The organism is Arthrobacter sp. TE12231 (assembly GCF_054062895.1).
Map to the genome: position 1 here is coordinate 3,611,159 of NZ_JBSSFS010000001.1, position 26,157 is coordinate 3,637,315.

General features: G+C 69.5%; 23 protein-coding genes, 1 tRNA gene, 1 pseudogene and 1 riboswitch. Of the genes and pseudogenes, 9 read left to right on the top strand and 16 right to left on the bottom strand.

Annotated features, from left to right (window positions below; all coding sequences use genetic code 11):
• From ACVWYS_RS16125 to ACVWYS_RS16150, 6 genes are all read left to right on the top strand, one after another.
• A complete protein-coding gene (locus tag ACVWYS_RS16125) occupies positions 1-1,671 on the top strand; it encodes a HAMP domain-containing sensor histidine kinase (RefSeq protein ID WP_456510060.1) in 1,671 nt (556 codons plus the stop codon).
• Positions 1,672-1,852: 181 nt separating this feature from the next.
• Positions 1,853-2,012: riboswitch (cyclic di-AMP (ydaO/yuaA leader) on the top strand.
• On the top strand, positions 2,012-2,812 hold the full coding sequence (locus tag ACVWYS_RS16130; RefSeq protein WP_456510061.1) for an aggregation-promoting factor C-terminal-like domain-containing protein: 801 nt from the start codon (positions 2,012-2,014) through the stop codon (positions 2,810-2,812). Its footprint overlaps the riboswitch before it by 1 nt.
• Before the next feature lie 181 nt (positions 2,813-2,993).
• Positions 2,994-3,455 carry a hypothetical protein gene (locus ACVWYS_RS16135; RefSeq protein ID WP_344362967.1) on the top strand — a complete coding sequence of 154 codons (462 nt, stop codon included), beginning with the start codon at positions 2,994-2,996 and terminating at the stop codon, positions 3,453-3,455.
• Positions 3,456-3,632: 177 nt separating this feature from the next.
• A complete protein-coding gene (locus ACVWYS_RS16140; RefSeq protein WP_456510062.1) occupies positions 3,633-5,117 on the top strand; it encodes a glycosyltransferase in 1,485 nt (494 codons plus the stop codon).
• Positions 5,118-7,205, top strand: a complete 2,088-nt coding sequence (locus tag ACVWYS_RS16145; RefSeq protein WP_456510063.1) for a glycosyltransferase family 39 protein — start codon at positions 5,118-5,120, stop codon at positions 7,203-7,205.
• A gap of 6 nt (positions 7,206-7,211) precedes the next feature.
• Positions 7,212-9,368: an ArnT family glycosyltransferase gene (locus tag ACVWYS_RS16150; protein ID WP_344362959.1), complete on the top strand. Its 2,157-nt coding sequence runs from the start codon at positions 7,212-7,214 to the stop codon at positions 9,366-9,368.
• Positions 9,369-9,396: 28 nt separating this feature from the next.
• Here the strand turns inward: ACVWYS_RS16150 and ACVWYS_RS16155 are convergent, their stop codons facing one another.
• The 4 genes from ACVWYS_RS16155 to ACVWYS_RS16170 form a co-directional block, all read right to left on the bottom strand.
• A complete protein-coding gene (locus ACVWYS_RS16155) occupies positions 9,397-10,077 on the bottom strand; it encodes an HAD-IA family hydrolase (protein WP_456510064.1) in 681 nt (226 codons plus the stop codon).
• 80 nt (positions 10,078-10,157) lie between these two features.
• Positions 10,158-10,535, bottom strand: coding sequence for a VOC family protein (locus ACVWYS_RS16160; protein ID WP_116768382.1), 378 nt, complete (start codon positions 10,533-10,535; stop codon positions 10,158-10,160).
• Positions 10,536-10,595: 60 nt separating this feature from the next.
• On the bottom strand, positions 10,596-11,231 hold the full coding sequence (upp, locus tag ACVWYS_RS16165) for a uracil phosphoribosyltransferase (RefSeq protein ID WP_091255877.1): 636 nt from the start codon (positions 11,229-11,231) through the stop codon (positions 10,596-10,598).
• Positions 11,232-11,243: 12 nt separating this feature from the next.
• Positions 11,244-12,086 carry a phosphatase PAP2 family protein gene (locus ACVWYS_RS16170; RefSeq protein ID WP_237563561.1) on the bottom strand — a complete coding sequence of 281 codons (843 nt, stop codon included), beginning with the start codon at positions 12,084-12,086 and terminating at the stop codon, positions 11,244-11,246.
• Between the two features lie 89 nt (positions 12,087-12,175).
• Between ACVWYS_RS16170 and ACVWYS_RS16175 the strand changes: the two genes are divergently transcribed.
• Positions 12,176-12,676: a nucleoside deaminase gene (locus ACVWYS_RS16175; protein WP_116768383.1), complete on the top strand. Its 501-nt coding sequence runs from the start codon at positions 12,176-12,178 to the stop codon at positions 12,674-12,676.
• A gap of 10 nt (positions 12,677-12,686) precedes the next feature.
• Here the strand turns inward: ACVWYS_RS16175 and ACVWYS_RS16180 are convergent, their stop codons facing one another.
• From ACVWYS_RS16180 to ACVWYS_RS16195, 4 genes are read right to left on the bottom strand one after another with little or no spacing between them, the layout of a single operon-like run.
• Positions 12,687-13,973, bottom strand: a complete 1,287-nt coding sequence (locus ACVWYS_RS16180; protein ID WP_456510065.1) for a DNA glycosylase AlkZ-like family protein — start codon at positions 13,971-13,973, stop codon at positions 12,687-12,689.
• Positions 13,974-14,021: 48 nt separating this feature from the next.
• Complete coding sequence (locus ACVWYS_RS16185; RefSeq protein ID WP_456510066.1) at positions 14,022-15,245, bottom strand: glycosyltransferase family 4 protein; 1,224 nt, start codon at positions 15,243-15,245, stop codon at positions 14,022-14,024.
• Between the two features lie 4 nt (positions 15,246-15,249).
• Positions 15,250-15,648: a 6-pyruvoyl trahydropterin synthase family protein gene (locus ACVWYS_RS16190; protein ID WP_456510067.1), complete on the bottom strand. Its 399-nt coding sequence runs from the start codon at positions 15,646-15,648 to the stop codon at positions 15,250-15,252.
• A 3-nt stretch (positions 15,649-15,651) separates the two neighbouring features.
• A complete protein-coding gene (locus tag ACVWYS_RS16195; RefSeq protein ID WP_344362939.1) occupies positions 15,652-16,698 on the bottom strand; it encodes a dehydrogenase in 1,047 nt (348 codons plus the stop codon).
• A gap of 128 nt (positions 16,699-16,826) precedes the next feature.
• Between ACVWYS_RS16195 and ACVWYS_RS16200 the strand changes: the two genes are divergently transcribed.
• A tRNA-Ser gene (locus tag ACVWYS_RS16200) sits at positions 16,827-16,916 on the top strand.
• A 247-nt stretch (positions 16,917-17,163) separates the two neighbouring features.
• Positions 17,164-17,748, top strand: a complete 585-nt coding sequence (locus tag ACVWYS_RS16205; protein ID WP_344362937.1) for a dihydrofolate reductase family protein — start codon at positions 17,164-17,166, stop codon at positions 17,746-17,748.
• 106 nt (positions 17,749-17,854) lie between these two features.
• On the opposite strand, the gene ACVWYS_RS16210 is transcribed toward ACVWYS_RS16205, so the two are convergent.
• The 8 genes and pseudogenes from ACVWYS_RS16210 to ACVWYS_RS16245 all read right to left on the bottom strand — a co-directional run bounded on the left by ACVWYS_RS16210 (position 17,855) and on the right by ACVWYS_RS16245 (position 26,157).
• Positions 17,855-18,055 (bottom strand): hypothetical protein, encoded by a 201-nt coding sequence (locus ACVWYS_RS16210; RefSeq protein WP_344362934.1) that lies wholly within the window; start codon positions 18,053-18,055, stop codon positions 17,855-17,857.
• 183 nt (positions 18,056-18,238) lie between these two features.
• Complete coding sequence (locus ACVWYS_RS16215; protein WP_456510068.1) at positions 18,239-19,021, bottom strand: SGNH/GDSL hydrolase family protein; 783 nt, start codon at positions 19,019-19,021, stop codon at positions 18,239-18,241.
• 161 nt (positions 19,022-19,182) lie between these two features.
• Positions 19,183-19,449: a hypothetical protein gene (locus ACVWYS_RS16220; RefSeq protein WP_456510069.1), complete on the bottom strand. Its 267-nt coding sequence runs from the start codon at positions 19,447-19,449 to the stop codon at positions 19,183-19,185.
• A 108-nt stretch (positions 19,450-19,557) separates the two neighbouring features.
• Positions 19,558-20,199: a LutC/YkgG family protein gene (locus ACVWYS_RS16225; RefSeq protein WP_344362927.1), complete on the bottom strand. Its 642-nt coding sequence runs from the start codon at positions 20,197-20,199 to the stop codon at positions 19,558-19,560.
• Positions 20,196-21,768, bottom strand: a pseudogene (locus ACVWYS_RS16230) (LutB/LldF family L-lactate oxidation iron-sulfur protein). The gene ACVWYS_RS16225 and the pseudogene ACVWYS_RS16230 overlap by 4 nt, the downstream one beginning before the upstream one ends.
• Entirely contained in the window at positions 21,765-22,568 is an 804-nt protein-coding gene (locus ACVWYS_RS16235) for a (Fe-S)-binding protein (protein ID WP_116767058.1), read from the bottom strand. The pseudogene ACVWYS_RS16230 and the gene ACVWYS_RS16235 overlap by 4 nt, the downstream one beginning before the upstream one ends.
• A complete protein-coding gene (locus ACVWYS_RS16240) occupies positions 22,565-24,109 on the bottom strand; it encodes a rhamnulokinase (RefSeq protein WP_456510070.1) in 1,545 nt (514 codons plus the stop codon). The genes ACVWYS_RS16235 and ACVWYS_RS16240 overlap by 4 nt, the downstream gene beginning before the upstream one ends.
• A complete protein-coding gene (locus ACVWYS_RS16245; RefSeq protein WP_456510071.1) occupies positions 24,106-26,157 on the bottom strand; it encodes a bifunctional aldolase/short-chain dehydrogenase in 2,052 nt (683 codons plus the stop codon). The genes ACVWYS_RS16240 and ACVWYS_RS16245 overlap by 4 nt, the downstream gene beginning before the upstream one ends.

The following is a 26,157-nucleotide window of genomic DNA, read 5'->3' on the forward strand; positions in this document are numbered from 1 at the left end:
GTGCCCACCCTTTCCGGCGTCACCCGCGTCCCCGGGCGTGACTGGCGCAACCCGTCCACGTGGCATTTGCGCACCCGGCTGGTCCTCGTTGCCATGGGGCTGCTCGTGGCCATCTGCGGCGCTGTGGGATTGTTCAGCTACGCCTCCATGGACCTCTTCCTGACCCGGCAGCTCGATGACCAGCTCGGCGAAGCATCGCACCGCTCCAGCGAGTTCGGCCGGCCCGTGCCCGGCAGCTCGGGCGGCCGCCCCGACCCCCTCGAGGCCCGGGGGCAGGGCGTCGGAACGCTCAACGCCCGCTTGGCGGACGGCGAGGTCAGCAGCGCCGGATTCCTGGCCGGGGACGCCACCCGCAAGAGCCTCTCCCCCGACGACAACGCCGTCCTCCTCACCCTGGCCCCGAACGGTGTGCCGGTGGACCGGACGCTCTCGGCCGGCGCGTACCGGCTCATGGCCGTGCGTGCACCGTATGGCGACGTGATTGTCACCGGGCTCCCGCTGGCGGAAAAGCAGGACACCCTGGCGTCGCTGGTGTGGACCATGGTGGTCGTGTCCGCAGGCGGGCTGGTGCTGATCGGCCTCGCCGGCACGGCGGTCATCCGGCGGACCATGAAGCCGCTGGAGCAGCTTTCCGAGGTGGCCACCAAGGTCTCCCGCCTGCCGCTCGACGCCGGCGAGGTGGCGCTCGGGGTGCGTGTCCCGGCGTCGGCCGCCCACCCCGGCACCGAAGTGGGCAGCGTGGGCTACGCGCTGAACCAGATGCTGGACAACGTCTCCAACGCCCTTGAGGCGCGGCAGGAGAGCGAAATGAAGGTGCGGCAGTTCGTCGCCGATGCCTCGCACGAACTCCGCACTCCGCTCACGGCCATCCGCGGTTACACGGAGCTGATGCGGATGACCGAGCACTTCACGCCCGACGGCGAGAAATCCCTGGCCCGCGTCCAAAGCCAGTCCGAGCGGATGACCACCCTGGTGGAGGACCTGCTGCTGCTGGCGCGCCTGGACGAGGGGCAGCCGCTCAAGGTCGCCGACGTCGACCTCACCCAACTGGCCGTCGAGACCGTGAGCGATGAGAAGGTCATGGCCCCGGACCGGATCTGGCAGCTGGAACTGCCGGATGAGCCGGTGGTGGTGCGCGGCGATGCGGCCCAACTCCACCAGGTCCTCGCCAATCTCCTGTCCAATGCGCGCAAGCACACGGCACCGGGGACCAAGGTGGTCACGGGCGTCATGCGTTCGGCGGACGGCAGCGCCGTGGTCACTGTGACGGACAACGGCAGCGGCATCGCCCCCGAATTCGTCGGCCGGGTCTTCGCCCGCTTCGCGCGGGCTGACGCGTCGCGCACCAATCCGGCAGCCAGCTCCGCAGGCAGCCCTGCGGCAGCGACGGCGGGGGCCCGGTCCGGGTCCGGGTCCGCTGCCCGCGGCGCTTCCGGCTCTTCTACCGGTCCTCTTCCCGGCTCTGCTTCCGGCAGGTCCGGGGGTGCAGCCGGCAGCAACGGGAGCGGATATGCCACCGCGGGCGCACCGACGTCCGAGGGCACCAGCGGGCTGGGCTTGTCCATTGTCCAGTCGATCGTGGAGGCCCACGGGGGGACCGTCCAGGTCACGTCCCGACCGGGCCGGACGGAGTTCGCTGTACGGCTCCCGGCCGTACCGCCGTCGGCGTAACCGGCGCCGGGGCTACAGGGTCGGCTACCGGCACCCGCGCGGGGAATCTCGCGCAACGCGACACGCCGCCCCTGTGACCGCCGTTACCCAAATGTGACTTAAGCCCAGGAGTCCTGTACCGTTTTTCGAGTGCGGCCTCCATTTGTGCCGCATATCCGGATGGACGCCAAACTCTGCCGCTTCCCGGATTCCGCTGGACCAGGCAGAGGCGGGGGACCCAGAGTTCCCGGGCATTCTGCACACATGCGCCCTTGGGGTGAAGCCGACACGTGATATTCCGTGCGGCCGGATGACCTCATCCGAACCCGACAGCTAACTCCGCAGGCGTTGAGAGGCCATCATGACTGAATTCCAGGTACAAACGCGCCCTGACGGCGTTTCACATTCCCGCGCCGGCAAGTCGCGCCACCGTGCCGCACCGGCCCCGCAGGCGTCCGCCCTGTCGCGACTGGCCACCGGGCTCGGCATCACCGGACGCCGCGCCGCCGTCGTCACCGCCGCCTGCGCAGTACTCGTGGCAGGCGGCGCCGCCGCCAGCCAGGCCGCAGAGCCCGGCAGCTACGGGGCGACTGTTGCGAGCTCCCAAACGGCCACCACGGCCGATCCCCTGGCCAAGCTGAACTTTGAACGGGTCCAGGTCGCCGCGCCGGCAGCTGCAGCACCCAGCGGCGCGGTACCTCAGATCTCGGAGGTCAAGCCGGCCGAAGCACCGGCACCCGCTGCCGCAGCAGCCCCGGCCGCGCCGGCCCCGGCGGCAGCACCGGCGCCCGCTCCCGCAGCAGCCCCCGTTCCCGCAGCGGCTCCCGCGCCGGCACCGGCGCCGGTCGCCATCGACGACCCCGCCGGGGCACAGGCCTACGCCGCGGCCCAGCTGGGCAGCTATGGCTGGGCACCCGGCCAGATGCAGTGCCTGCAGAAGCTCTGGACCAAGGAATCGGACTGGAAGACGACGGCCACGAACGCCAGCAGCGGCGCCTACGGTGTGGTCCAGTCCCTGCCCGCCTCGAAGATGGCGAGCGCCGGCGCGGACTACATGACCAACTACCGGACCCAGATCAACTGGGGCCTGAACTACGTCAAGTCGCGCTACGGCTCCCCCTGCGGCGCCCTGAACTTCCACCTGTCCCACAACTGGTACTAAGCCGGCACCAGCCAGCAGCGCCCATGAGGCCCCGGATCCATCGTGATCCGGGGCCTTCGCGTATTTCGGAGAACAAGGTTTTCTCAAGGTCGGGGCGGGAGGCTTGGGCACCGCTGCCTCCATTCACCAAGTACGCGGGGTGCCCGCTCCAGGGCACGGAATCAAATTTCAGGGGCACAACATGAAAAAATGGGCTATTCCGGCGGTCCTCGCGGCCGCACTCTTTGTCGGCGCCGGACCGGCCGGGGCGGTGCCGTCGGGACCTCCGCAACCCGCCGATCCAGCCACGTTCACATTGGATAATTGTGGCTTTCCGGTCACGGCGCAGCTCACCGGCAAGTTCAAGAACATCGCGACGCCTGCCGGCACTGTCATCAGTACGTCGCCAGGACTGAAAATCACGCTGACGGCCAACGGCAAGACCCTCAACTACGTGATCACCGGTACCAGCCGCTACACATTCCTCAGCGACAGCGTTGAGGTAGTCTCCACGGGCAGGAATCTACTGCTGCTCCCCTCCCCGGACGGCCTGTACCTGACCACCGGCAACGTCAACTACGCCCTCAACCTGGACAACTCGGAGCTGAGGAGGTTCAGCGGACCGGGCACTGCAGCGAACGTTTGTCCTCTGCTGGCTCCCTGACGGACTAACCGGGGGCAGTGCACCACCACCGCGTTGTGGGCACCGCCCCCGGTTATCTGTCCGGAGCTCCGGCAGCACGGGCAATGCAGACGACTCCGTGCGTCGCCGGCGGACTTCCACAGCCCCCGCACAGCTTGACCCTAAAGCCCTCATATGGACCGCCGGGACAGTTGAGCCATGACGTTCACAGACCAGGCCTCAGGAACCCTGCCACACTCCACGGCGACGCCGGCCGGTCCGGCAGCACCCGCCGCACTTTCCGGGCTCGCCGTGGCCGACGCGGCCGCCCAGGCCCGGTTCGGCGGGCCGCTCACCGGCCCGGGCGGCCGGCGCTCAGCTATTGACACGCGCACCAGCGAGCCGCTGCTGGACGTCACCATCCCGGTCTTCAACGAGGAGCGGGACCTCGAGGCGTGCCTGCGCCGGCTCCACGCCTATCTTCTGGGCTCCTTCCCGCACTCCTTCCGGATCACGGTGGCGGACAATGCCAGCACCGACGGAACACTCAAGACGGCGGAACGCGTAGCCCGTGAGCTCCGCGAGGTGAACGTAGTCCATATGGCCGAAAAAGGCCGCGGAAATGCGCTGCGCAAGGTCTGGCTTGCCTCGCCGTCGCCGGTCCTGGCATACATGGACGTGGACCTTTCCACCGATCTGGCGGCGCTCGGCCCCCTCCTTGCCCCGCTCATTTCGGGGCACTCCGACCTCGCGATCGGGACCCGGCTGACCCGCAACTCGCGGGTGGTCCGCGGGCCGAAGCGGGAATTCATCTCGCGCAGCTACAACTTCCTGCTTCAGTCCTTCATGGGCGCCCACTTCAGCGACGCCCAGTGCGGCTTCAAGGCGATCCGGGCGGATGTGGCCCGGCAACTGCTCCCGCACACTTTGGACAACGCCTGGTTCTTCGACACGGAGCTGCTGGTCCTGGCCGAAAAGTGCGGCCTGCGCGTCCACGAGGTCCCGGTGGACTGGACCGATGACCCGGATTCCAGCGTGGACATCGTCCAGACCGCCATCGCGGACCTGCGCGGCATGGCACGGTTGAGCCGGGACCTGGTCTCGGGCCGGATCCCGGTTCCCGAGCTGCGCGCCGCCCTCGCCCGCGGACCGCTTCCTGCTTCCTCGCGGGCCCAGGAACAAAGTCCCGGCGGAAGCCTCTTTGGACAGCTCGTCCGCTTCGGCAGCATCGGGGTGGCCTCCACTCTGGCATACCTGGTGATTTTCCTGCTCTGCCGCGGGATCATGGACCCGCAACTGGCAAATTTCCTCGCGCTGCTCACTACCGCCGTGGCCAATACCGCGGCCAACCGGCGTTTCACGTTCGGCATCCAGGGCAGCAGCCAGGCGGCACGCCACCACTTCGAGGGCCTGCTGGTCTTCGGGATCGGCCTGGCCCTGACCTCGGGCGCCCTCGCCGTGGTTCACAACGCGTCAGGAGGGGCACCGGACCGCTGGCTTGAACTGGTCACGGTCACGGCCGCCAACCTCGCCGCCACGGCCGTCAAATTCCTGCTCTTCCGTCTGGTGGTGTTCCGTCACCGGCCCGCCACCGCAGTTCCCGGCCGCACCGGCACTCCTGCCGTGCCCGCCACCACCACAGGCACTGCTCCGGCGCCAGCTGCCACCGATGCTTCCCTTCCCCGCACAGAAACGGCCCAGTAAATGACGTCAACCATCAGCCCCACCGCCGGAGCCCAGGCGGGCTCCCCCGCCGGCACGCCGGCAGTCCAGGATTCCCCTGCCTCGGCACCCGAGGCAGGCGGGACGGCGCCACAGCCGCCCGCATCCCGCCCGCCCGCATCCCGGAACCGCCGGGAACACCTGATGTTCGGACCGCAGCCCCGCTGGGTGCGGCCCTCGGCAGCTCTGCTCCTGGCCATCACCGCCGTGTTGTACCTCTGGAACCTGGAAGCCACCGGCTACGCCAATTCCTTCTACGCCGCGGCGATCCAGGCCGGGACCAAGGACTGGACCGCGCTGCTCTTCGGCTCCCTCGACGCCGGGAACGCCATCACTGTGGACAAGCCGCCGGCCGCCCTGTGGATCCCGGCCCTCGCCGGGCGGATCTTCGGCTTCTCGGCACTGAGCATGCTCATTCCGCAGGCACTGATGGGAGTGGCCGCCGTCGGGCTTCTCTACCTGACCGTCAAGCGGGTGGCCGGGCCGGCCGCGGGCCTGATGGCCGGCGGCGCCTTGGCGCTGACCCCTGTGGCCGCCCTCATGTTCCGGTTCAACAACCCGGACGCCATGCTCACCCTGTGCCTGGTGCTGGCCGCCTACCTCACCACCCGCGCCATCGAGAAGGCCGGCTGGAAATGGCTCGCCGCAGCCGGCGCGGTGATCGGCCTGGCGTTCCTGTCCAAGATGCTGCAGGGCTTCCTGATTGTGCCGGGACTGGCTCTGGCCTACCTGTGGGCGGCGCCCACCACCCTGGGCCGCCGGCTCCTGCACCTGCTGGCCGCAGCCGCGGGGATCGCCGTCGTGGCCGGAAGCTACATTGTCCTGTTCCAACTGACCCCGGCCTCGGCCCGGCCGTACATGGCAGGTTCGGAGACCAACAGCTTCCTGGAACTCACGTTCGGGTACAACGGCCTGGGCCGGATCACCGGGTCCGGCGGAGGCATGCCCGGCGGGGGCAACATGAGCGGCAACGCCGGAGGCCCGGGCGGCAACGGTAACGTCGGATTCGGTGGCGCGGCTGGGATCGCCCGGATGTTCGGGACCAGTTTCGGCGGCGAGGTGTCCTGGCTCCTGCCGGCGGCCCTGATCCTGCTGGCTGCGGGGCTGTGGTTCACCCGGCGCGAGACCCGGACCTCAAGGACCCGTGCGGCGCTCCTGCTGTGGGGCGGCTGGCTGGTGGTGACGGCCGGGATCTTCAGCTTCATGAGCGGCACCGTGCACCCGTACTACGCCGTGGCGCTGGCCCCCGCGGTCGCAGCCCTGGCGGGCATCGGCCCCGTGGAACTGTGGCGGGGCCGGGCCTACTGGCCCGCACGGATTGTCCTGGCCGTGACGGTACTGGCCACCGCGGTCTGGTCCGCCGTGCTCCTTGGCCGCGACCCGTCCTGGCTTCCCGGGCTCCGGGTGATCGTCGTGGTCCTGGGCGTCCTGGCGGCTGCGGCGTTGCTCCTGCGGGTGGACAGCCTCGCGGGGCTTCCGGCCCGGTTCCGCAAGGCCGCCACGGCCGGCGTCGTGGTTCTCTCCCTGCTCGCCGGCGGACTCGGCAGCACCGCATGGACGCTGGCAACGGTGGCCCAGCCGCACTCCGGTTCGATTCCCACGTCCGGGCCCACCGCGTCCGCGATGGGCGGCGGCTTCGGGACGGCAGGCAGGGCATTCGGCGACCGCGCGAACGCCGACACCAGCGGCGCGCCGGGGGCGCTCGGCGGACCCGGCGAGGAAACGGCCTCGGCCGAGCTGACGACCCTGCTGAAGTCATCCGGTGCCAAGTGGTCCGCGATTGTCTCCGGCGCCACCCAGGCCGCGAGCCTGGAACTCGCCACGGGCACCAGCGTGATCGCGCTGGGTGGCTGGAACGGCGGAGACCCCTACCCGACGCTCGCGCAGTTCCAGGCGATGGTTGACCGCGGCGAGATCGGCTACTTCATTTCCGGCGGCATGGGCGGCATGGGCGGCATGGGCGGCATGGGCGGGGGCCGCGGCGGCAACTCCGAGGTCGCCGCGTGGGTCGAGGCCAACTTCCAGGCCCAGACCGTGGGCAACGCCACCGTCTACAAGCTCGGGGCATAGGGCGCCATGACTGACACCCTGAACCCCAGGACAGGCCCTACGCCGGCCCGCGCGCCGGGACAGGCGGGCCCGCAAGCCCCGAACCTCCCGCAGGTCCCGCCGCACCAGCAGCTCCCGAAGTCCCCGGCACCCCGGGCGGCCGGCGCTGCACGCCGCGGCCCCGGAGCCTGGCGGCCGCGGCTGGAACTGGCGGCCCTGCTGGTGGCCACGGCCGTGCTGGACCTGTGGAACCTGGGCGCCTCCGGCTGGGCCAACGCTTTTTACTCCGCCGCGGCCCAGGCCGGGTCGCAGGACTGGACGGCCTGGTTCTTTGGCTCTTCCGACGCCGCCAACGCCATCACCGTGGACAAGCCGCCGGCGTCGCTGTGGGTAATGGGGCTCTCGGTGCGGCTCTTCGGGCTCAGCTCGTGGAGCATCCTCGTGCCGCAGGCACTCATGGGGGTGGGCACGGTCTGGCTCGTGTACCTGGCCGTGCGCCGGGCCGCGGCCCCCGCCACAGCCAATCCGCGATTGGCCCACCGGGCAGGGCTCCTTGCCGGTGCGGTCATGGCGCTGACCCCCGTGGCGGTGCTGATGTTCCGCTTCAACAACCCCGATGCCCTGCTGGTGCTCCTGATGACCGCGGCCGCCTACGCCGTGCTGCGCTCCGTCCAGGATGCGCGCCTGCGCTGGCTCCTGTTTGCGGGGGTCCTTCTGGGCTTCGGATTCCTCACCAAGCAGCTGCAGGTGCTGCTGGTTGTGCCCGGCTTCGCCCTCGCCTACCTGCTCGCGGCGCCGGCCGGGCTGGGCAGGCGCACCGTTCACCTGCTCGGTGCGGGTGTGGCGATGGCCGCCGCGGCCGGGTGGTGGCTGGCCGCCGTCGAGCTCATTCCGGCGGCGGACCGCCCCTACATCGGCGGGTCGCAGAACAACTCGATCCTGGAACTGACCCTCGGCTACAACGGCCTGGGACGGCTAAGCGGCGATGAAACCGGGAGCGTGGGCGGCAGCAACGGCTGGGGCACGCCGGGGCTCTTCCGGCTTTTCAACAGTGAATTTGGCGGCCAGATCGCCTGGCTGCTGCCCTCGGTGCTGCTGCTCGGGGCGGGACTGCTGTGGCTGGGGCGCCGGGCGCCGCGCACCGACGCCGTGCGGGCCTCGGTGATCATCTGGGGTTCCTGGGTGGCGGTCACCGGCCTGACGTTCAGTTTCATGGCCGGGATCATCCACCCGTATTACATGGTGGCGCTGGCCCCCGGGATCGCCGGGCTCGCCGGGCTCGGCGGCGTCCTGCTGTGGCAGCGGCGGGACCAGCCCGTGGCGGCGGCGGTGCTCGCCGCGGCGATCGTGGCGGCCGGGGCCATGGCCTCGGAGCTGCTGGGCCGCGCGGCGACGTTCCTGCCATGGCTGCGCTGGGTGGCGCTCCTGGGCGCGCTCGCCGCGGCCTGCCTGGTGCTGGCCGCCGCCGCCCCGGGATTTCAGCGGCTTGGATTTCAGAGGATCGGATTTCAGAGGACTGGGGTCAAAGCGTCCGGCATGAAGGCGTCCGGGGTCATGGCGCGGACGACGGCGGCACTCGCGGTGGCCGCTGCCCTCGCCGGACCGCTGGCGTGCTCGCTGTCCACCGCGGCCACCGCCCACAGCGGCTCGATCGTCAGCGCCGGACCGGCCGTGTCCGGCCGGGGCGGGGCGGGGATGCCGGTGGCCTTCGGCGCCGCCGCCGGCTTCGGCGGCGGCGCCGGCTTTGGCGGCCCAGCCGCGGGGAATGGCAACGGCACGTTCACGGGTGCCGCCCGCGGCCCGGGGGCCGGTGGGGCGGGTGGCATGGGCGGCCTGCTGGGGGCCAGCACGCCGCCGACGGCCCTGGTGACCGCGCTGCAGACGGACGCCGGCAAGTTCACGTGGGCTGCCGCCGTCGTCGGATCCAACAACGCCGCTGGCTACCAGCTGGCCACACAGTTGCCGGTGATGGCCGTCGGCGGGTTCAACGGCACGGACCCGGCGCCGACGCTGGCACAGTTCCAGCAGTACGTGGCCGACGGCAAGATCCACTACTTCATCGCCGGACGCATGATGCAGGGCGAAAGCGGATCCAATGACGCCGCCCAGATTGCCGCGTGGGTGCAGGACAATTTCACCGCCCAGACCGTGGGCGGGACCAGCGTGTACCAGCTGGCGCGGTAGGCGGCCGCGTCCGGACGGCGGGCGGGCCCTAGAAGTCGAAGGACAGGGTGCGCACGCCGGCGACCGTGAAGTGCGTGGTCACGGCAACCTCGGAGTAGTCGGGGATGTGGAGCACGCCGTCGGGCAGCTCGCCGGCGTTCGGGCCCACCGCCACGGTCCGGATGCCGGCGGCGACTCCCGCAGCGATGCCCGCCGGGGCGTCCTCGAACACCACGGCGTCGGCCGGGTCCACGCCCAGCAGTGCGGCCGCCCGGAGGTATCCCTCGGGGTGCGGTTTGCCCCGGGCCACGTCCTCAGAGGTGACCGCGGCGGCCGGGATGCCGATCCCCGCGGCGGCCATCCGGACCTCGGCCAGATCCCGTGACGCTGACGTCACCAGCGCCACGGCATCCGGCGGCAGGCTCGCGAGAAGCTCCAGCGAGCCCGGCACCGGGACAATGCCGCGGGTCTCGGCCAGCTCCATCCGGCCCAGTTCCGCCGCGAGGGCGTGGATATCCGCGCCGGCCGGGGCGAACCTGCGGACCGTATCCATCGCCTGGACTCCGTGGGAGGAACGCAGGATCTCCGCGATGTCGAGGCCGTAACGCCCGGCAAAGGTGGTCCATACCTGTTCCACGATGCTGGTGGAATCCACCAGTGTGCCGTCCATATCGAACAGGACGGCACGGGCGGTCAGGGTCGTGGCACTGCGGCGGGAGGGAAGGCTCATGGTTCCATCCTGCCCCATGCCCCCGGGCTTAGGCCCTGCGGTCCGGGGGCGCAGGCGTCACCGGGCGCAATGTGGCGGGCTCAGCCGTTGGGCCGGCCGGGGATGTATTGCACGGCCCATTTGTTGCCGTCGGGGTCGGCGAAGTAGATGAAGTGTCCCCAGTCCTGGACGTCGATGTCGCTGACGTCCACGCCGTTGTCCTTGAGCTGCCGGTGCGCAGCCTGGATGTCGCTCACCACGAGCTGAAGGCTCGGCGCCGTGCCGGGCGGGGCGTCGTTGAGGCCCTCCCCGATCGCGATCGAGCAGCCGGAGCCCGGCGGCGTCAACTGGACGAACCGGATGCCTTCCATGGGGCGTTCGTCGTAGTCGGCGTTGAAGCCCACCTTGTTGACGTAGAAATCCTTCGCCCGGTCGACGTCGGACACGGGCACAAACACGAGTTCAAGTTTCCAGTCCATGGCGCACAGGCTAACGCGGGCCGCCGCAATGCGGAAGGGATCCCCCGCGGGGAGCCGGCCCTAGCCGGCGATGCCGTAGAGCCGGTCTCCGGCGTCGCCCAGGCCGGGCACGATGTAGGACTTTTCGTTGAGCTTCTCGTCGATCGAGGCCAGGACAATGGTCACGTTGGCCTCGGACAGCTCTTCTTCCAGCTTGGCCAGGCCCTCGGGGGCGGCCAGGAGGCAGATGCAGGTAACGTCGGAGGCGCCGCGCTTGAAGAGGAACTTGATGGCCTCGCGCAGGGTTCCGCCGGTGGCCAGCATGGGGTCGAGGACGAAGATCTGGCGGTCCGTGAGGTCCTCCGGGAGCCGCTCGGCGTAGGTGATGATGTCCAGGGTTTCTTCGTCGCGGGCCATGCCCAGGAAGCCGACCTCCGCGGTGGGGACCAGTTTGGTCATGCCCTCGAGCATGCCGAGCCCGGCGCGCAGAATCGGGACCACCAGCGGGGTGGGCTTGGTGAACGCGGTGCCGATCGTGGTGCTGACGGGCGTCTCGATGGTCACCGGTTCGGTGCGGACATCACGCGTGGCCTCGTAGGCGAGGAGCGTCACAAGCTCTTCGGTGAGCTGGCGGAAGACCGGGGACGGGGTGTTCTTGTCCCGCAGAACGGTGAGCTTATGGGCGACCAGCGGGTGGTCCACAACGAGAGTGCGCATGGGTCAAAACTATCATCCGGATCCCGGGGACCGTCCCGCTGGGCCGGGAGTATCGGCGTCGTCCGTCCCTGCCCGGGCACTGGCGCCGGCGGCGCCTTCGTGCAGGTGCGCGGGGTGCTCAAAGGTCGGCGGGGGGCCGGCGTGTTCGCGGTGCCGCAGCACATGGAAGAGCCGGTGGGCCAGGATCACAATCCCCACCCAGGCCAGTCCCAGCACCCACCCGACGATCACATCCGTCATCCAGTGGTGGCCCAGATAGACCCGGCTGAGGCCCATCGCGATGATGAAGATTGCCCCCGCGGTGATCAGGGCGATCCGGGCGCTGGTCCGTTTGATCTGTAGGCAGGCCAGGTACACCACGAGCGCGATCACCACCGTGGTGTTCAGCGTGTGCCCGCTCGGGAACGACGGCGAGTTTTCGTACGGCGGCACGGCGTCGGCGTGATCCGGGCGGGCGCGGCCGATCAGTTTCTTGCCCAGGGCCGTGGCGGTCACGGAGACGGCGGCGGCGCCGCCGATCAGGATCAGCGGCCGCCAACTGCGGGAGGTATAGATCAGTATCGCGGTCAGGATGCTGGCCAGGATGGGCATGCCGATGCCGCCGCCGATGTTGGTGAACCCGGTGATGAAGGCGTCCAGGCCGGGGCTGCGCAAATTTTCCATGAACGCCAGCGCCGGCTTGTCCAGGTTCGCGAGGCCGGCGTCGTCCACCACGTTGTCGTAGACCTCGGCGCTGGTCAGTGCCAGGATCACCACCACCACGCCGCCGATCAGCATCGTGATCCACAGCGCCGCGTAGGGCACCACCCACTTGCCCCAGCGCTGCGTCAGCCAGTTCTCTGTTCTGGTGGTCACGGCCGTCTCCCGGATACTTGACTAATTTAACCCGCGGGCTGCACAGCCCGGCTGAACAGCATACTTAGGATCGAAACTATCATTGACCCATGACTTCTCAGGAGCCCCGCCATGCCCAATGGATGGGCCTTGCCCTGGCCGAGGCCCGGAATGCCCTGGCCACCGCGGACGTGCCGATCGGCGCCGTCGTGATCGGACCGGACGGTTCCGTGCTGGGCGCGGGGCGGAACGAACGCGAGGCCCTGGGAGACCCGACGGCGCATGCCGAGATGGTGGCCATCCGAGAGGCGGCCGCGCGGTTGCGGGCGCGCCGGGCCCTGGAAGGCAGGGACGACGACGGCTGGCGGCTGGAGGACTGCACTCTGGTGGTCACGCTGGAGCCGTGTGCGATGTGCGCGGGGGCGATCGTCCTGGCCCGGATTCCGCGGGTGGTGTTCGGGGCCTGGGATGAGAAGGCCGGGGCCGCGGGGTCCGTGTTCGACATCCTCCGCGAGCGCCGGCTCAACCACTGGGTGGAAGTTTATGCCGGCGTCCGGGAGCAGGAATGCGCCGCGCTGCTGCGGGACTTCTTCGCCGGACACCGCGCCTGATCCGTTCCGGCTACCCGGCCCCGGAGGCTTCTGCAGATGCTGCGAGCGCATCGATGCGTTTTTGCCGGGTGGCCGGCGAGTCGAGGCTGAAGGCCCGGAAATCACCGAGGTCCTCCCGGATCCACGCTTCCACCTCGGCGATCCGCTGCGTCACGGCGGCCGTGGAGCCGTGGAACAGCCACGGCACGATCCGTTCCTTGGCCGGTTCGTACTGCCAGAGCCCGATGATCCGGCCGCGGTCCAGAATGGGGTGGTCCGGGAGGTCCGCCTGCAGAGCGAGCGATTCCAGCGCCGGCTTGTGTTGGTCTTCGTCGGCGAGCAGGTCCGCCGCGTTGCGGCGCAGCAGGAAGAGTGAATCCGTTCCGGCGAGCAGTTGGATCTGTTCGTCTGCGGGTTCGTCGAAGGCGGCGAGGAGTCCGACGTCGTCGGGCAGCATCCACAGCGCGTCTCCCCCGGCGGCGTCCTGTGAGGTCTGGGCGGTGGGTACCTCGACGGCGCCGATGGCGGCGAGCGCCGCCTTGGTCTGCGCCACGGTGAACGCTGTGAACCACTGCGATTGTTTGAAGGTGGCGCCGCCGGTCCAGCCCAGGTAGCGGCGGATCAGCTCGGTGCGAGCGGCGTCGTCGTCAAAGTTGCTGGCCGGCAGGCCCCAAGGCTCGTAGGCGTAGCGCTGCTGGTCCAGGCGCCCGTTGGCGGGAACCCGGCGGATCCTGCCGTCCGACTGCAGGAGCCCCAGCGCGGTGGGCAGCGTGGTGGTGGCGCCCTTTTTCTTGCCCTCTTCCCCGAGGTTGCGGACGGAATCGCCGAGCTCGTCCTTGAGCTGCCGCGGATCCAGGGGCCCGTCGGCTTCGGCGAGCGTGTGCAGCACCTGCTCTTCCAGCAGCGTGACTTCGCCACGGTCCACGCCGAGCCTGCCCACCACCTTGAAGGCCGATTCGGCCGCGTCGCGGCCCAGCTGGAGCGCCCAGGCGAAGTCGTCACGGCCCAGGACGTAGGTGCAGCCGCGGGCGGCGGGGAGCTCGAGGATCCGGTGGGCGAGGACGTCGGCGTCCACCTGTTCGCGGCGGATGCCGGCGCGGGCGAAGAGCGTGAGGTACGGATTGGCACCGCCCACGGACCGGGCCCAGCCGGCCCGGGCGAGCACCTGCTCCGCCGTGGAGCCGGCCAGCGAGCCGTCCAGGCCCTGCCGGTGCCAGGCCCAGGCCCGGAGCCGTTCCCGGGTCAGGCTCTGCGGCTCCGGCATGTCCACGGGCTCTTTGACCGACGGTGCGTGCGTCGTCACAGGCTGGGTGCTCATGGGCTCATTCTCCAACAGCTTCTCCGTCAGCGGTATCAAGAAGGGGTATCAACCCGCGCCGTCGGGTTTGCCGGCCGCTTTTCCGGCCTCTGCCGTTTCCGTCGCCAGGAACCCCAGCACGGTACGGGCGGTGGTGTCCCAGCCGGGCAACCGGCCGCGTGCGGCGACTGCCGTGTCCCGCCAGCGTTGCCTGAGCGCGGGGTCGCCCAGCCAGCGGCGCAGCAGGCCTGTCAGCGGGGCGGGGTCCGTTCCAAGGCCGACGGCGGCGCCCGGCAGCGGCGGGTTCGGCACCGGCGGGGCGGGCGGCCTGCCGGCGGGGTTCCCAGCCGAGTTGCTCGGCAGGTTCTGTGGCGTGCCGGCGGCGAGGGCTTCGACGGCGCCGGTGCCCTCGCGCACCACCACGGGAATGCCGCGGGCCAGCGATTCGGTGACCACCAGGCCGTAGGTTTCGGCCCGGGAAATCAGCAGGCTGAGATCCGCCGCATTCCATTCGGCGTCGAGCGCTGAGCCCCGGAGCTCCCCGGGGATGCTGACCCTCCGGGCCAGGCCCAGCCGTTGTACCGTGTCCCGGAGTTGCGCGGCATAGGCCGGATCGGCGGCCTCCGAGCCGATGAGGGACGCCGTCCAGGGGAGGTCCGTGAGCCGTGATAGCGCTTCCAGCAGGAGCGCCTGGTCCTTGTTCGGCAGCAGTGCGGCCACGGCAATGAAGTGCGGGTCGCCGGAGCCGGCGGACAGGCTGCCCGGTGCCAGCGGTGCGGGCGCGGTGCCGGGGAGGGCCACCCTGATGCCGTCCAGGCCGTGCCGGGCGCGGATGTCTGCCGCGGCCGAACCGCTCGTGCAGATGACCCCGGCCGCGGCCTGCAGGGCCCGGTGTTCATGCTCCGGGCGGTCCGGCAGGGGCATGTGCAGCAGGATCCAGACCTGCTGGCCTGCGGCGGCGGCCGCTTCCACTTCCTCGGGCGCTCCGCAGGCGAGGAGGCTGTCGACCAGCGTCACGGAACCAGGCGTCGGGCCAGTCGGGTCTGACCCCAAAGTGGCGCGACCCGACTCAGCAGGGGCGCCGGCTTCGGGCGTCGCGTGCAGCAGCCGGGCCAGGCGACGCCGGTCCGCGCCGCTGCCGCCTGGCCAGTCGCCGTCGAGCGGGCACGTCTCCACGTCCGCGCCCAGGGCGGTAAGTTCCCGGGCAAGTGCGGCGTTATAGACGTTCCCGCCGGAGTTGTGCCGGACGTTCCCGGGCACCACGAACCGGATGCGCAGGCTGACCGGCGGCATCTGCTTAGCTGGCGTCGAAGTCCAGCGAGTAACTGGCCCAGGCATCGGGGGTCTCCCGCAGGGTGACGTCCAGCCCGGTGAGCGCGCGGCCGTCCCTGCCGATGCGGATCTGCGCGGCGACGCCGTCGCCGATGTACCGGGCCAGGGCCTCAGTGGTGCTCAGTTTGCCGGCGAAGTCGGGGTGCTCGTCGAGGTTCTTGTAGTTCAGCTCGTCGAGGACCTCATCCACCACGACCCCCGCCGCGCCGATGTCCAGCACGATCGAGTCGTCATTGAGCTCACGACGACGGAAGGTCACCTCGGTGACGAACGTGGCCCCGTGCAGGCCCTGGGCGGGGCCGAAGACTTCGCGGGGCAGGCTGTGGGCGATCATGAAGTTACGGCGGACGGTCAGACTGAACACGGGCTACCTCGTGGCTTCGATGGGCTGGGCGATGGATGGATCAGTGGACGGGGCTTCGTCTGACGGGTATTCAATGACGTGGCACAGGGCGTCCAGGGTTCCGTCGGCAAGTCGCTGGACGACGTCGGGGAGCTCCGCGAACTCCGAGGATCCGGTGAGGAAGACGTCAAAGACCGGGTCCTGCAGCAGGGACACGGCAAGCGCGAGGCGCTCGGCGTTGGTGCGGCGGTGCCGGCGGGCGCGCGCGACCTTGCCCACTTGGCTGGCCCGGATGGACAGGCGGCGGGCGTGGAAGTCCTCGCCCAGCGGCAGGCTGATTCTCCGGTCGGCGTACCAGGACATTTCGATGATGTCGCCCTCGTCGCCCACCAGCTGCAGGCTCCGCTCCAGGCCTTCCTGCGAGGCGGAGCAGTGGATCACGATGTCGCAGTCCGGGAGGGCGTCGTCGGGGTGGCTGAAGTCGACGCCGAGGGCGTCTGCGAACGCGCGCTTGGCGGGGTCGACGTCGATCAGCTGCAGCCGCGCCAGCGGAAAGCCGGCCAGGAGCCTGGCCACCGTTCCGCCGACGAGTCCGGCCCCGATCACGGCAACCCTGTCCCCCAGACGGGGTCCGGCTTCCCAGAGGCCGTTGACGGCGGTTTCCACCGTGCCGGTGAGTACCGCACGGCGGGACGGGACGCCGTCGGGGATCACGGTCAGTGACTGAACCGGGACCACGAAGCGGTCCTGGTGCGGGTAGAGGCAGAAGACGGTTCTGCCCGCCCAGCCGTCCGGGCCGGCCTCGACCACCCCGACGGTGAGGTAGCCGAACTTCACGGGGTAGGGGAAGTCCCCCTCCTGGTTGGGGGCGGCCATGGCCCCGGCGACGCACTCGGGGACGCTGGCGTGATGGACGACGAGCTCGGTGCCCTTGCTGATGCCCGAGTACAGGGTCCGGACGAGTGCCTCGCCGGGTCCGGGGGCGGGTAGTTCCTCGCTGCGGAGCTCACCCTGTTCCGGGCCGACGGTCCAGTAGGCGGTCGCGGTGGCGGGCCCTTGAGAAGTAGTCATGGTGCTTCCGAATCTAGTGCCCTGCCCGTGTGCGGGGAAGGGCGGCGCGCGCGGGCAACGGGTTTGTTCGGGTGCCGTCGCGGCTCGTTTTGTGGATGGGCGCCTTGCTCCGGTACCCTAGTCAGGTTGGTGACGTGTCCGAGCGGCCGAAGGTGCAACACTCGAAATGTTGTTTGGTGTCAAAGCCAACGTGGGTTCAAATCCCACCGTCACCGCCAGATAATAAGGCCCCTGCTTCCCTTTGTTTACAAGGGAAGCAGGGGCCTTTGCTTTTTCCGGAAAGTGCCGCGGTAACGCCGCACTTATAGACCGGCCCGTGCGACCGCGTGAGGAGACCGTCGGGGGCCAGCCCGCCGAGGCATTGGCGAGGATGCCATCACCTGCTACGATCCCCAGAATCCCCACATGACCGCATGCCGGTAGCAATCACTCAGGAGGTTCGCGGTGCCGGACACAACCTGTCACATGTCGATCTCGCTGGATGGCTTCGTCGCCGGGCCGGACCAGAGCCGCGAGAACCCGCTGGGCAAGCGGGGGCTCGAGCTGCACCGCTGGCACATCGGCGACCCGCGAGCCAACCATGCCGACAAAGTCGCGAACGAGTGGCTCATGCGCCCGCGGGGCGCGTATGTAATGGGTCGGAACATGTTCGGCCCGGTCCGCGGGGACTGGGATGAGGAATGGACCGGGTGGTGGGGAGCCGAACCGCCGTACCACGCGCCGGTCTTCGTGCTGACCCATCACGGACATGATCCGATCCAGATGGACGGCGGGACGACCTTCCACTTTGTCACCGAGGGCTTCGACGCGGCCTACTCTGCGGCGTGCCAGGCCGCCGGGGACAAGGGCGTGGACATCGCCGGCGGGGCCTCAACCGTCCGACAGGCACTGATCGCGGGTGTTATCGACGAGCTCACCCTCGACATCGCACCGGTCCTGCTCGGTTCGGGCGAGCGCATCTTCGACGGGGTTGAATCCTTCGGCTTCGAACCCGTTGAGGTGCTTCACTCACGGCTGGCCACGCACATCCGGTATCGCCGCGTCAGCTAACTCCGTAGGCGCTGAGAGCCGGCACCGGATGACGGCTGTTTGAAACGGAACGAGCGCGCCAGACAGCCCCGGACCGATTACCGGAGCCGGGGCTGCTCCTGGGTGCTTAGGAATCGGTGACGCGGCTTTCACAATTCTGCAGAACCCAGTTCTGAGCCCGCCAGATGACGTTGTAGAGGTTGTATGGCGCCACGTCGTAAGTGTCCCAGGCCTGGCCTACACGGGCGGTCCAGTCGGGGATTTCGCCGCAGCAAATGCGGTGCCCAAAAATGGCGAACAGGCGCGAAGCAATGGCGTGCTGAATCATGGAATGCCTTTCCATTGTCGCCAGCCCCCGGATGGGGCCAGCGTCTGCACGCGCTCATGACGTGCATCCTAGCGCGGCCAGGTGTGAGAGCGCCCCAACGCTTCAAGGTCTGCCAGCAATTCCGCCGTCGTCGTGCGCAACAGTCCGGCAGCGGAAGCACCAGCATCGGCGGGATGCGGACGTTCAATGGCGAGGGGCTCCGGGAGGGGAAGTCACGGCAGCGGGGCTTTTCAGGGACGCGAGTATGCCTTGGATCATGCCTTTCAGGAATCGCTGTCCCTGGCTGCTGGGGTGTTCGTGGTCGGGCCCCAGGAGTGGAGAGTTGGGCCCGGCTATCCAATGCTCCGTGATCGGATCAACAAAATCTGCGCCTGCGTCGAGGGCAACTGTCCTCTCCTGGTCACGGATTACATCAACATCCGCCTTCACCGGCTCAAAGCCCGTGAGGGGGCCGATGACGATCCTGGCCGCGTGGGGGGCCAGGGTTTTGCTTGTCGAAAGTGCGTCCGCGACGGCGGCTTTCAGGGCCGCCGGATCTTGGCCTGCATCGTTGTCCGAGCCAAAGAACACAACGATGTCTGTCGAGGCATTGAGCGTGGCGGCGATCTGCGACCCGAACGTCTCCCCTCCCTCTCCGGCGGCAAGGTAGCCCGCACCGTTTTTTGCCGCGTTGATGATGTCCACCGGCTGCTGCCCGGACTGCAGCGCCTGGCCCAGTTGGCGCGGCCATGCTTCCTCCGGGGAGGTGCCGAACCCCGTGCTGAGGGAATCGCCGATGACCACCACGCGTTCCGGCGTCGTCCTCCGAGGGGTCTGGAATGGGGCCGGGGCGGGGGTGCTCTGCCGCGGGCTCGCTTGGACCAAGCGGTGGTCGGCAGCCGGGGCGCAGGCAGCGAGAGCGCAGAGGACAGCCGACGCACCGAGTGCGGTCGCCAAGGTCGACCGGCGGTGGCGGCTGAGGGTCACTGCGGCTCCCAGGTAGCGTCTTCGGCATGTCGCTTTGCCATGGTATCCAGAATAGACACGGGTCGATTCGGTAGCTACCGCACGGCAAGGAACCCCTGTCAGTCGCACTGACAGGGGTTCCCCCTATTTGCGGCCCCGGCTCCGGCGAGCGCAGGCACCGCTCAGACCCCTCCGTCGAGTTGCTCCATTTCCAGGCACGCGTCCTCGTAGGAGACCTCGCCGTTGCGGAAGGCTTGCTCGAGTTCTTTGGCTCTGCGTCGCGTGTAGGCGGTGCTGACTGTTCCCGTGATGCCAGCCTCAAGATAGTCCAGGCGGGAGTGCGTGGGCCGTTGCTCCCGGGCGGTCAGGTGCCGGTGGATCGATGTGCGGAACCAAGCGCCAGGATGCAGGAAACGCTGTGCATAGGCTCTGGGGTCGACGAGGTACATGTTTCCATGGTTCAACTCCCACCTGAGAAGACCATGAGTGTCGTCTGGGTGATCGGGGTGGCGGTGCTTTCCCGGAACCCGTCGCCACCCAACAGAAAGCCCTGCCATCTAGCCGCGCACGATCACCACATCCAGGGTCCGCGGGCCGTGAACGCCTTCGACCCGTTCGAGTTCGATGTCGCTCGTGGCGCTGGGCCCGCTGATCCACGTCTGCGGGCGGGTGGCGTCGAGCCGGCGCAGGGCCTCGGGCAGGATGGTCGTGATGTCTCCGGCGCGGACCAGGCAGATATGCCGGTCCGGGACGAGGCTGATGACCCGGCGGCCCTGATCCGGACTTGCGTCCAGGACGATGGTGCCGGTTTCGGCGACCGCCACGGCGCTGCCGGTGACGACGGCGTCCACCCCGTCCAGTTCCTCGACGCTCAGCCGGTGCCCCGGGGCGTCGGTGACGCGGCGGCCCGAACCGCCGTCGTGCGCGTCCGCCTCCGCGAACAGGGACTCCGCGAGGCCGTGCGGGACGGCGTAGCGGCCAGTGCCCTCGAGCAGCGCGGCGAGCCGCTGCGGCACCGCGGCGGCATCCTCAACGAAGACGTTCGCCTTGTAATCCAGGAGACGGTCCGTGAGCAGTTCGATGAGCGCGTCCTCGCCCAGTTCGGAAGAGCGCCGGTAGTCGCGGGGCACCTCCGGGACGGCCGGGGCGTCCCGGAGGGCCGAGCGTATCCGGTCGAGTATTTCTGCGCGCGCGTTCACGGGTTCTCCTCTGTACCTGCGGATCCTGTGCTGGGGGCCTCGGTGCCGGTCGGCCCAGGGCCGGGCGCCGCCGCACCGGGTGCGGCCGCCGGTGCCTGGTGTTCCTTGTTCCACCATTGCCGGAAGGACTGCCCCGGCGGTGCGGGAATGTCCCCTGCTCTGGGTCCAGCCGGCGGCGATGCCCGGCAGCTTGGTGATCTTCTTATCCGGGCCGGCGGCGATCCGGCCCAGGGGCAGCGCCTTCTCGACCAGACCGAGGTTCTTGCCGGAGGACAGCGCCCAGGAGGCGGCCTTCATGCCGAGGTCCATCTGGCTGGGCAGTTTCTTCTTGCCGCGTTTGCTGTCCACGTCCTCGCCGCGCAGGTGCACCAGGATGTCCGGGATGTTGATCTTCACCGGGCAGGCGTCGTAGCAGGCCCCGCACAGGGACGAGGCGTAGGGCAGGGAGTTGTTTTCCTCCGCCGTGATCCCGGTCAGCAGCGGGGACAGGATCGCGCCGATCGGTCCCGGGTAGGTGGATCCGTAGGCGTGCCCGCCGGTGCGTTCGTAGACGGGGCAGACGTTCATGCAGGCGCTGCAGCGGATGCAGTGCAGGGCGGAGCGGCCCATTTCGTCGGCCAGGGCGGCGCTGCGTCCGTTGTCCAGCAGGACGAGGTGGACGTTCTGCGGCCCGTCGTCGGGCGTGACGCCGGTCCACAGCGAGGTGTAGGGGTTCATCCGCTCGCCGGTGGAGGACCGCGGGAGCAGCTGCATGAACACTTCGAGGTCTTCCCAGGCCGGCAGCAGCTTCTCCACGCCCATGACGGTGATGAGGGTTTCCGGGAGTGTCAGGCACATGCGCCCGTTGCCTTCGGATTCAACGACGGCGAGCGTGCCGGAGTCCGCGAGGGCGAAGTTCGCGCCGGACACGGCCACCTTGGCGCTGAGGAATTTGCGCCGCAGGTGGGCCCGGGCGGCCGCGGCGAGGCGGGCCGGTTCGTTGGTCAGTTCCGGGTCAACACCCTCCATTTCGCGCAGGAAGATGTCCCGGACCTGGGTGCGGTTCTTGTGGATGGCCGGGACCAGGATGTGGCTGGGCTTGTCGTGGTCCAGCTGGACGATGAGCTCGGCGAGGTCGGTCTCGAACGCCGCGATCCCCTGTTCCTCAAGGTACTCGTTGAGGCCGATTTCCTGGGTGGCCATGGACTTGACCTTGACTACCTCGTCGGCGCCCTGCTCCCGGATGAGGGAGGCGACAATTCGGTTGGCTTCGCCGGCGTCGCGGGCCCAGTGGATGGTCCCGCCGCGGGCGGTGAAGTTCGCCTCGAATTGTTCGAGCAGCTCCGGCAGCCGGGCCATGACGGATTCCTTGACCGCCCGGCCGGCGTCGCGCAGCTCCTCCCAGTCGGGGAGTTCGGACACGACGGCCAGCCGCTTGTCCCGGATGGTCCGGGTGGCGTGGCCGAGGTTTGCCCGCAGCTGGGTGTTGCCGAGTTCGCGGTGCGCGGCTTTGGGGAAGGGCTCGTGTTCGTGCAGGTTGCCGATGCCGAAGACCGGCAGGGACGGCATCCCCAGGAATGTGCCGCTCATCGTGCGGTCCTTCCGGTGGTGAGGCGGACGTCGCCGGTGACGGCGGCGGGATCCTCGAAAGTGCTGGCCAGGATCTCGGCGAAGTGCATCGTGGTGACGCCGCTGCCCTGCCGGGACAGTCCACCGCCGATATGCATCAGGCACGACGCGTCACCCCCGGCGCAAAGGTCGGCGCCAGTGCCGCAAATGTTGGCGGTCTTGTCCGCGAGCATCGCCGAGGACACGTCCGCGTTCTTCATCGAGAAGGTGCCGCCGAAGCCGCAGCATTGCTCGGCCTCGGGCAGTTCGGCCAGCTCGATGCCGCCGACCGAGCGCAACAGGTCCAGCTGCCGGTCGCCGAGCCGGAGCAGCCGCATGCCGTGGCAGCTGGGGTGGTACGTGATCCGGTGCGGGAAGTAGGAGCCCAGCTGCGCCGCGGCGTCGGTGACGCCCAGGACATCCACCAGGAGCTGGGAGAGCTCGTAGGTTTTGTGTCCGACGGCGGCCGCCCGGGCTTCCAGCCCGGCGTCCCCGCAGCGGCGGGCGACCATGGGGTGCTGGTGCTTCACGGAGGCGGCGCAGGAGCCGGACGGCGCGACGGCGACGTCGTACTCATCCGCCTCGAAGGCCTTCACGTGGTTGGCGACGACCGGCAGCGCCTCCTTGAAGTAGCCGCTATTGACGTGCATCTGCCCGCAGCATGCCTGCCCGCCGGGGAAGATGACCTCATGGCCGAGGCGCTCCAGGATAGACACGGTGGCGCGCGCCGTGCTCGGGTACATGGCGTCCACGATGCACGTGGCAAACAATGCGATCCTCACAGGACACCTCCGCTGGTCATGGGGCTAGGGGCCGGACGGCGCGCCGGCACATATTCCGAGGGGTGCTGGGAGGCACGCACCACGGCGCGCAGCTCCCCCAACCCGCCACTGACCACGCCGGCGGCGCGGGCCTGGACCAGGACGTTGCCCAGCGCCGTGGCTTCCACGGGGCCGGCGATCACGCGCTTGCCGGTGGCGTCGGCGGTGAGCTGGCACAGGAGCCGGTTCTGGGAACCGCCGCCCACAATGTGCACGACGTCGGTGCTCACGTCCGCGAGCCGCTCGGCGTCGGCGATGGTCCGGGCGTAGCCGGCGGCGAGGCTGTCCAGGATGCACCGCACGATGTGCGCCGGATGCTCCGAGAGGACCGCGCCGGTATTGCGGACCGCGGCCCGGATGCGATCGGGCATGTTGGCGGGGGCGATGAAGTAGGGGTCGTCGGCGTTGATGAGCGGGCCGCCGGGAGGAAGCGCTGCGGCGGCGTCGAGCAGTTCCACCAGTTCCGGTCGGTAGCCCTCTTCCGCCCACGTGCGCTGGCACTCGCTGAGCAGCCAGAGGCCTCCGACGTTGCGCAGGTAGCGGATGGTGCCGTCCACGCCGCGTTCGTTGGTGAAGTTCGCGGCCCGGCTGGCCTCGGACAGGACCGGGTGGGACAGTTCGACGCCGACCAGCGACCACGTGCCCGAGGAGATGTAGGCGAAGTCGCGCCGCTCCGCGGGCACGGCGGCGACGGCCGAGGCGGTGTCGTGCGAGCCCACGGCCACCACCTTCGTGGCGGCGGTCAGGCCGGTCCGTTCCGCGATCTCCGGCAGCAGGGTGCCGACTGTCTCGCCGGGCTGGATCAGCGGTGGGAACAGGTCTTTAGGCAGACCCAGGGCGGACAGGAACTCCGTGGCCCACTCCCCCGCGACGGCGTCGAAGAGCCCGGTAGTGGAGGCGTTGGTGGCCTCCGTGCGGCGCTGGCCCGTCAGCAGGAACCCGATGAGGTCCGGGATGAGCAGCGCCTGCAGCCCGTCAAGGTGGGCCTCGGTGGCGAGCTGGTAGATCGTGTTGAACGGCAGGAACTGCAGCCCCGTGGTGGCGTAGAGGCGGGCCGGGTCCAGGAGCTGGTGGACCCGGGCGACGGCGGCGCGGCTGCGGTCATCGCGGTAGCTGAAGGGCGCCGCAACGAGGTCGCCGGCGGCGTTGACCAAACCGTAGTCCACGGCCCAGGTGTCAATCCCGATGCTGGCGATGCTCTCACCGCGGGCCGCGGCCGCCGTGGCGGCGGCCGCGAGCCCGGTGAGGACCTCGGCGAACAGGGCGTCGAAGTCCCAGCGGAGACCGCCGTCGAGCTCCTTGACCCCGTTGGGGAAGCGGTGCACCGTCTCCAGCTCTGCCCGCCCCTCTATGACGTGGCCCAGGATGACCCGGCCGGAGGAGGCGCCGATGTCGACGGCGGCGAAGACGCTGCCGGCGGAGAGACTGCGGGCGGGCGCCGCACTGCTGTTCGTCACCACGAGTGCCGGGGCGGCGTTCGTCGCTGAGGGTTCCGTGCTCATCGCAGGAAGGCCGCGGCCACGCCGGCGTCGACGGGGATGTGGAGCCCGGTGGTGTGGGAGAGCTCGCTGCCGGTGAGCACGGCGGCGGCGTTGGCCACGTTTTCGGGCAGCACTTCGCGCTTGAGCAGGGTGCGCTGGGCGTAGTACTTGCCCAGCTCCTCTTCCTGCACCCCGTAGACGGCGGCGCGCTTGGCACCCCAGCCGCCGGCGAAGATCCCGGAGCCGCGGACCACGCCGTCGGGGTTGATCCCGTTGACCCGGATCCCGTACTCGCCCAGTTCCGCGGCCAGGAGCCGGACCTGGTGGGCCTGGTCAGCCTTGGTGGCGGAGTAGGCGATGTTGTTCGGGCCGGCGAACACGGAGTTCTTGGAGGAGATGTAGATGATGTCCCCGCCCATTTCCTGGTCGATCATCACCTTCGCGGCGGCCTTGGCCACCAGGAACGAGCCCTTGGCCATGACGTTGTGCTGCAGGTCCCAGTCCTTCTCAGTGGTTTCCAGGAGCGGCTTGGAGATGGAGAGCCCGGCGTTGTTGACCACCAGGTCCAGTCCGCCGAAGGCCAGGACGGCTTCCTGGATAGCTGCGGCGATCTGGGCTTCGTCGGTGACGTCGGCCTGGACGCCGATCGCGACGTCGGAGCCGCCCAGTTCAGCGGCCACGGCCCGGGCGTTGTCCAGGTTCAGATCCGCAATGACCACGCAGGCGCCGTCGGCGGCGAAGCGGGTGGCGATCGCCTTGCCGATGCCCGACGCCGCCCCGGTCACCAGGGCGATGCGGCCGGCGTGGGATTTCGGCTTGGGCAGCCGGGCCAGCTTGGCTTCTTCCAGGGCCCAGTATTCGATCCGGAATTTCTCGGATTCCTCGATCGGGGCGTAGCTGGAGACGGCCTCGGCGCCGCGCATGACGTTGATGGCGTTGAGGTAGAACTCCCCCGCCACCCGGGCGGTCTGCTTGTTCGCGCCGAAGGAGAACATGCCCACCCCGGGGACCAGCACGATCGCCGGGTCCGCGCCGCGCAAGGCAGGGCTGTCCGGGGTCGCGTGGCGGTCGTAGTAGGCCTGGTAGTCCTCGCGGTAGGCGGTGTGGAGTTCCTTCAGACGGGTTACGGAGTCCTCGATCGAAGCGTCGGCGGGCAGGTCCAGGACCAGCGGTTTGACCTTGGTGCGCAGGAAATGGTCCGGGCAGGAGGTGCCCAGGGCGCCGAGCCGCGGGTGCTCTGCGGCTTCGAGGAACTCCAGGACGGTGGGGGTGTCGCTGAAGTGCCCCAGCTGCGGCTTGTCGGTGGACGCGAGTCCGCGGATCACGGGGGCCAGGGCGGCAGCCTTGGCGCGGCGCTCGGTCTCCGGGAGGGCGGCGTAGCCGGGAAGCTTAGGCCCGAATGGTTCGTTCTTGCCGTGATCCTTGATGTACTGCTCGGCCTGCTCGATGATCCACAGCGAGTTGGCTTCGGCCTCTTCGCTGGTTGCGCCCCAGGCGGTGATGCCGTGGCCGCCGAGGATGGTGCCGACCGCGTGCGGGTTGGCGTCCTTGATCGCCGCGATGTCCAGGCCCAGCTGGAATCCGGGCCGGCGCCACGGCACCCAGGCCACCTTCTCGCCGAAGATCTCCTTGGTGAGCGCCTCGCCGTCGGTGGCCGTGGCAATGGCGATGCCGGAGTCCGGGTGCAGGTGGTCCACGTGCGCGGCGTCGACGAGGCCATGCATGGCGGTGTCGATCGACGGCGCGGCACCGCCCAAGCCGAACAGGCAGTAGTCGAACGCCGCCACCATTTCGTCTTCACGCTCGACGCCGGGGTACACGTTCTTGAGCGCCTGCAGCCGGTCCAGCCGCAGCACGGCAAGGCCTTCGGCCTTCAGCGTGCCCAGGTCCCCGCCGGAGCCCTTAACCCACAGGAGCTCGACGTCCTCGCCGGTCACGGGATCCTTCTCGGTGCCCTTGGCGGAGGTGTTGCCGCCGGCGAAGTTGGTGTTCCGCTTGTCCGCGCCGAGGCGGTTGGACCGGGAGATCAGCTCTTCAACAGTCTTGTTGGCTGTGTTCTGCATGTTCAT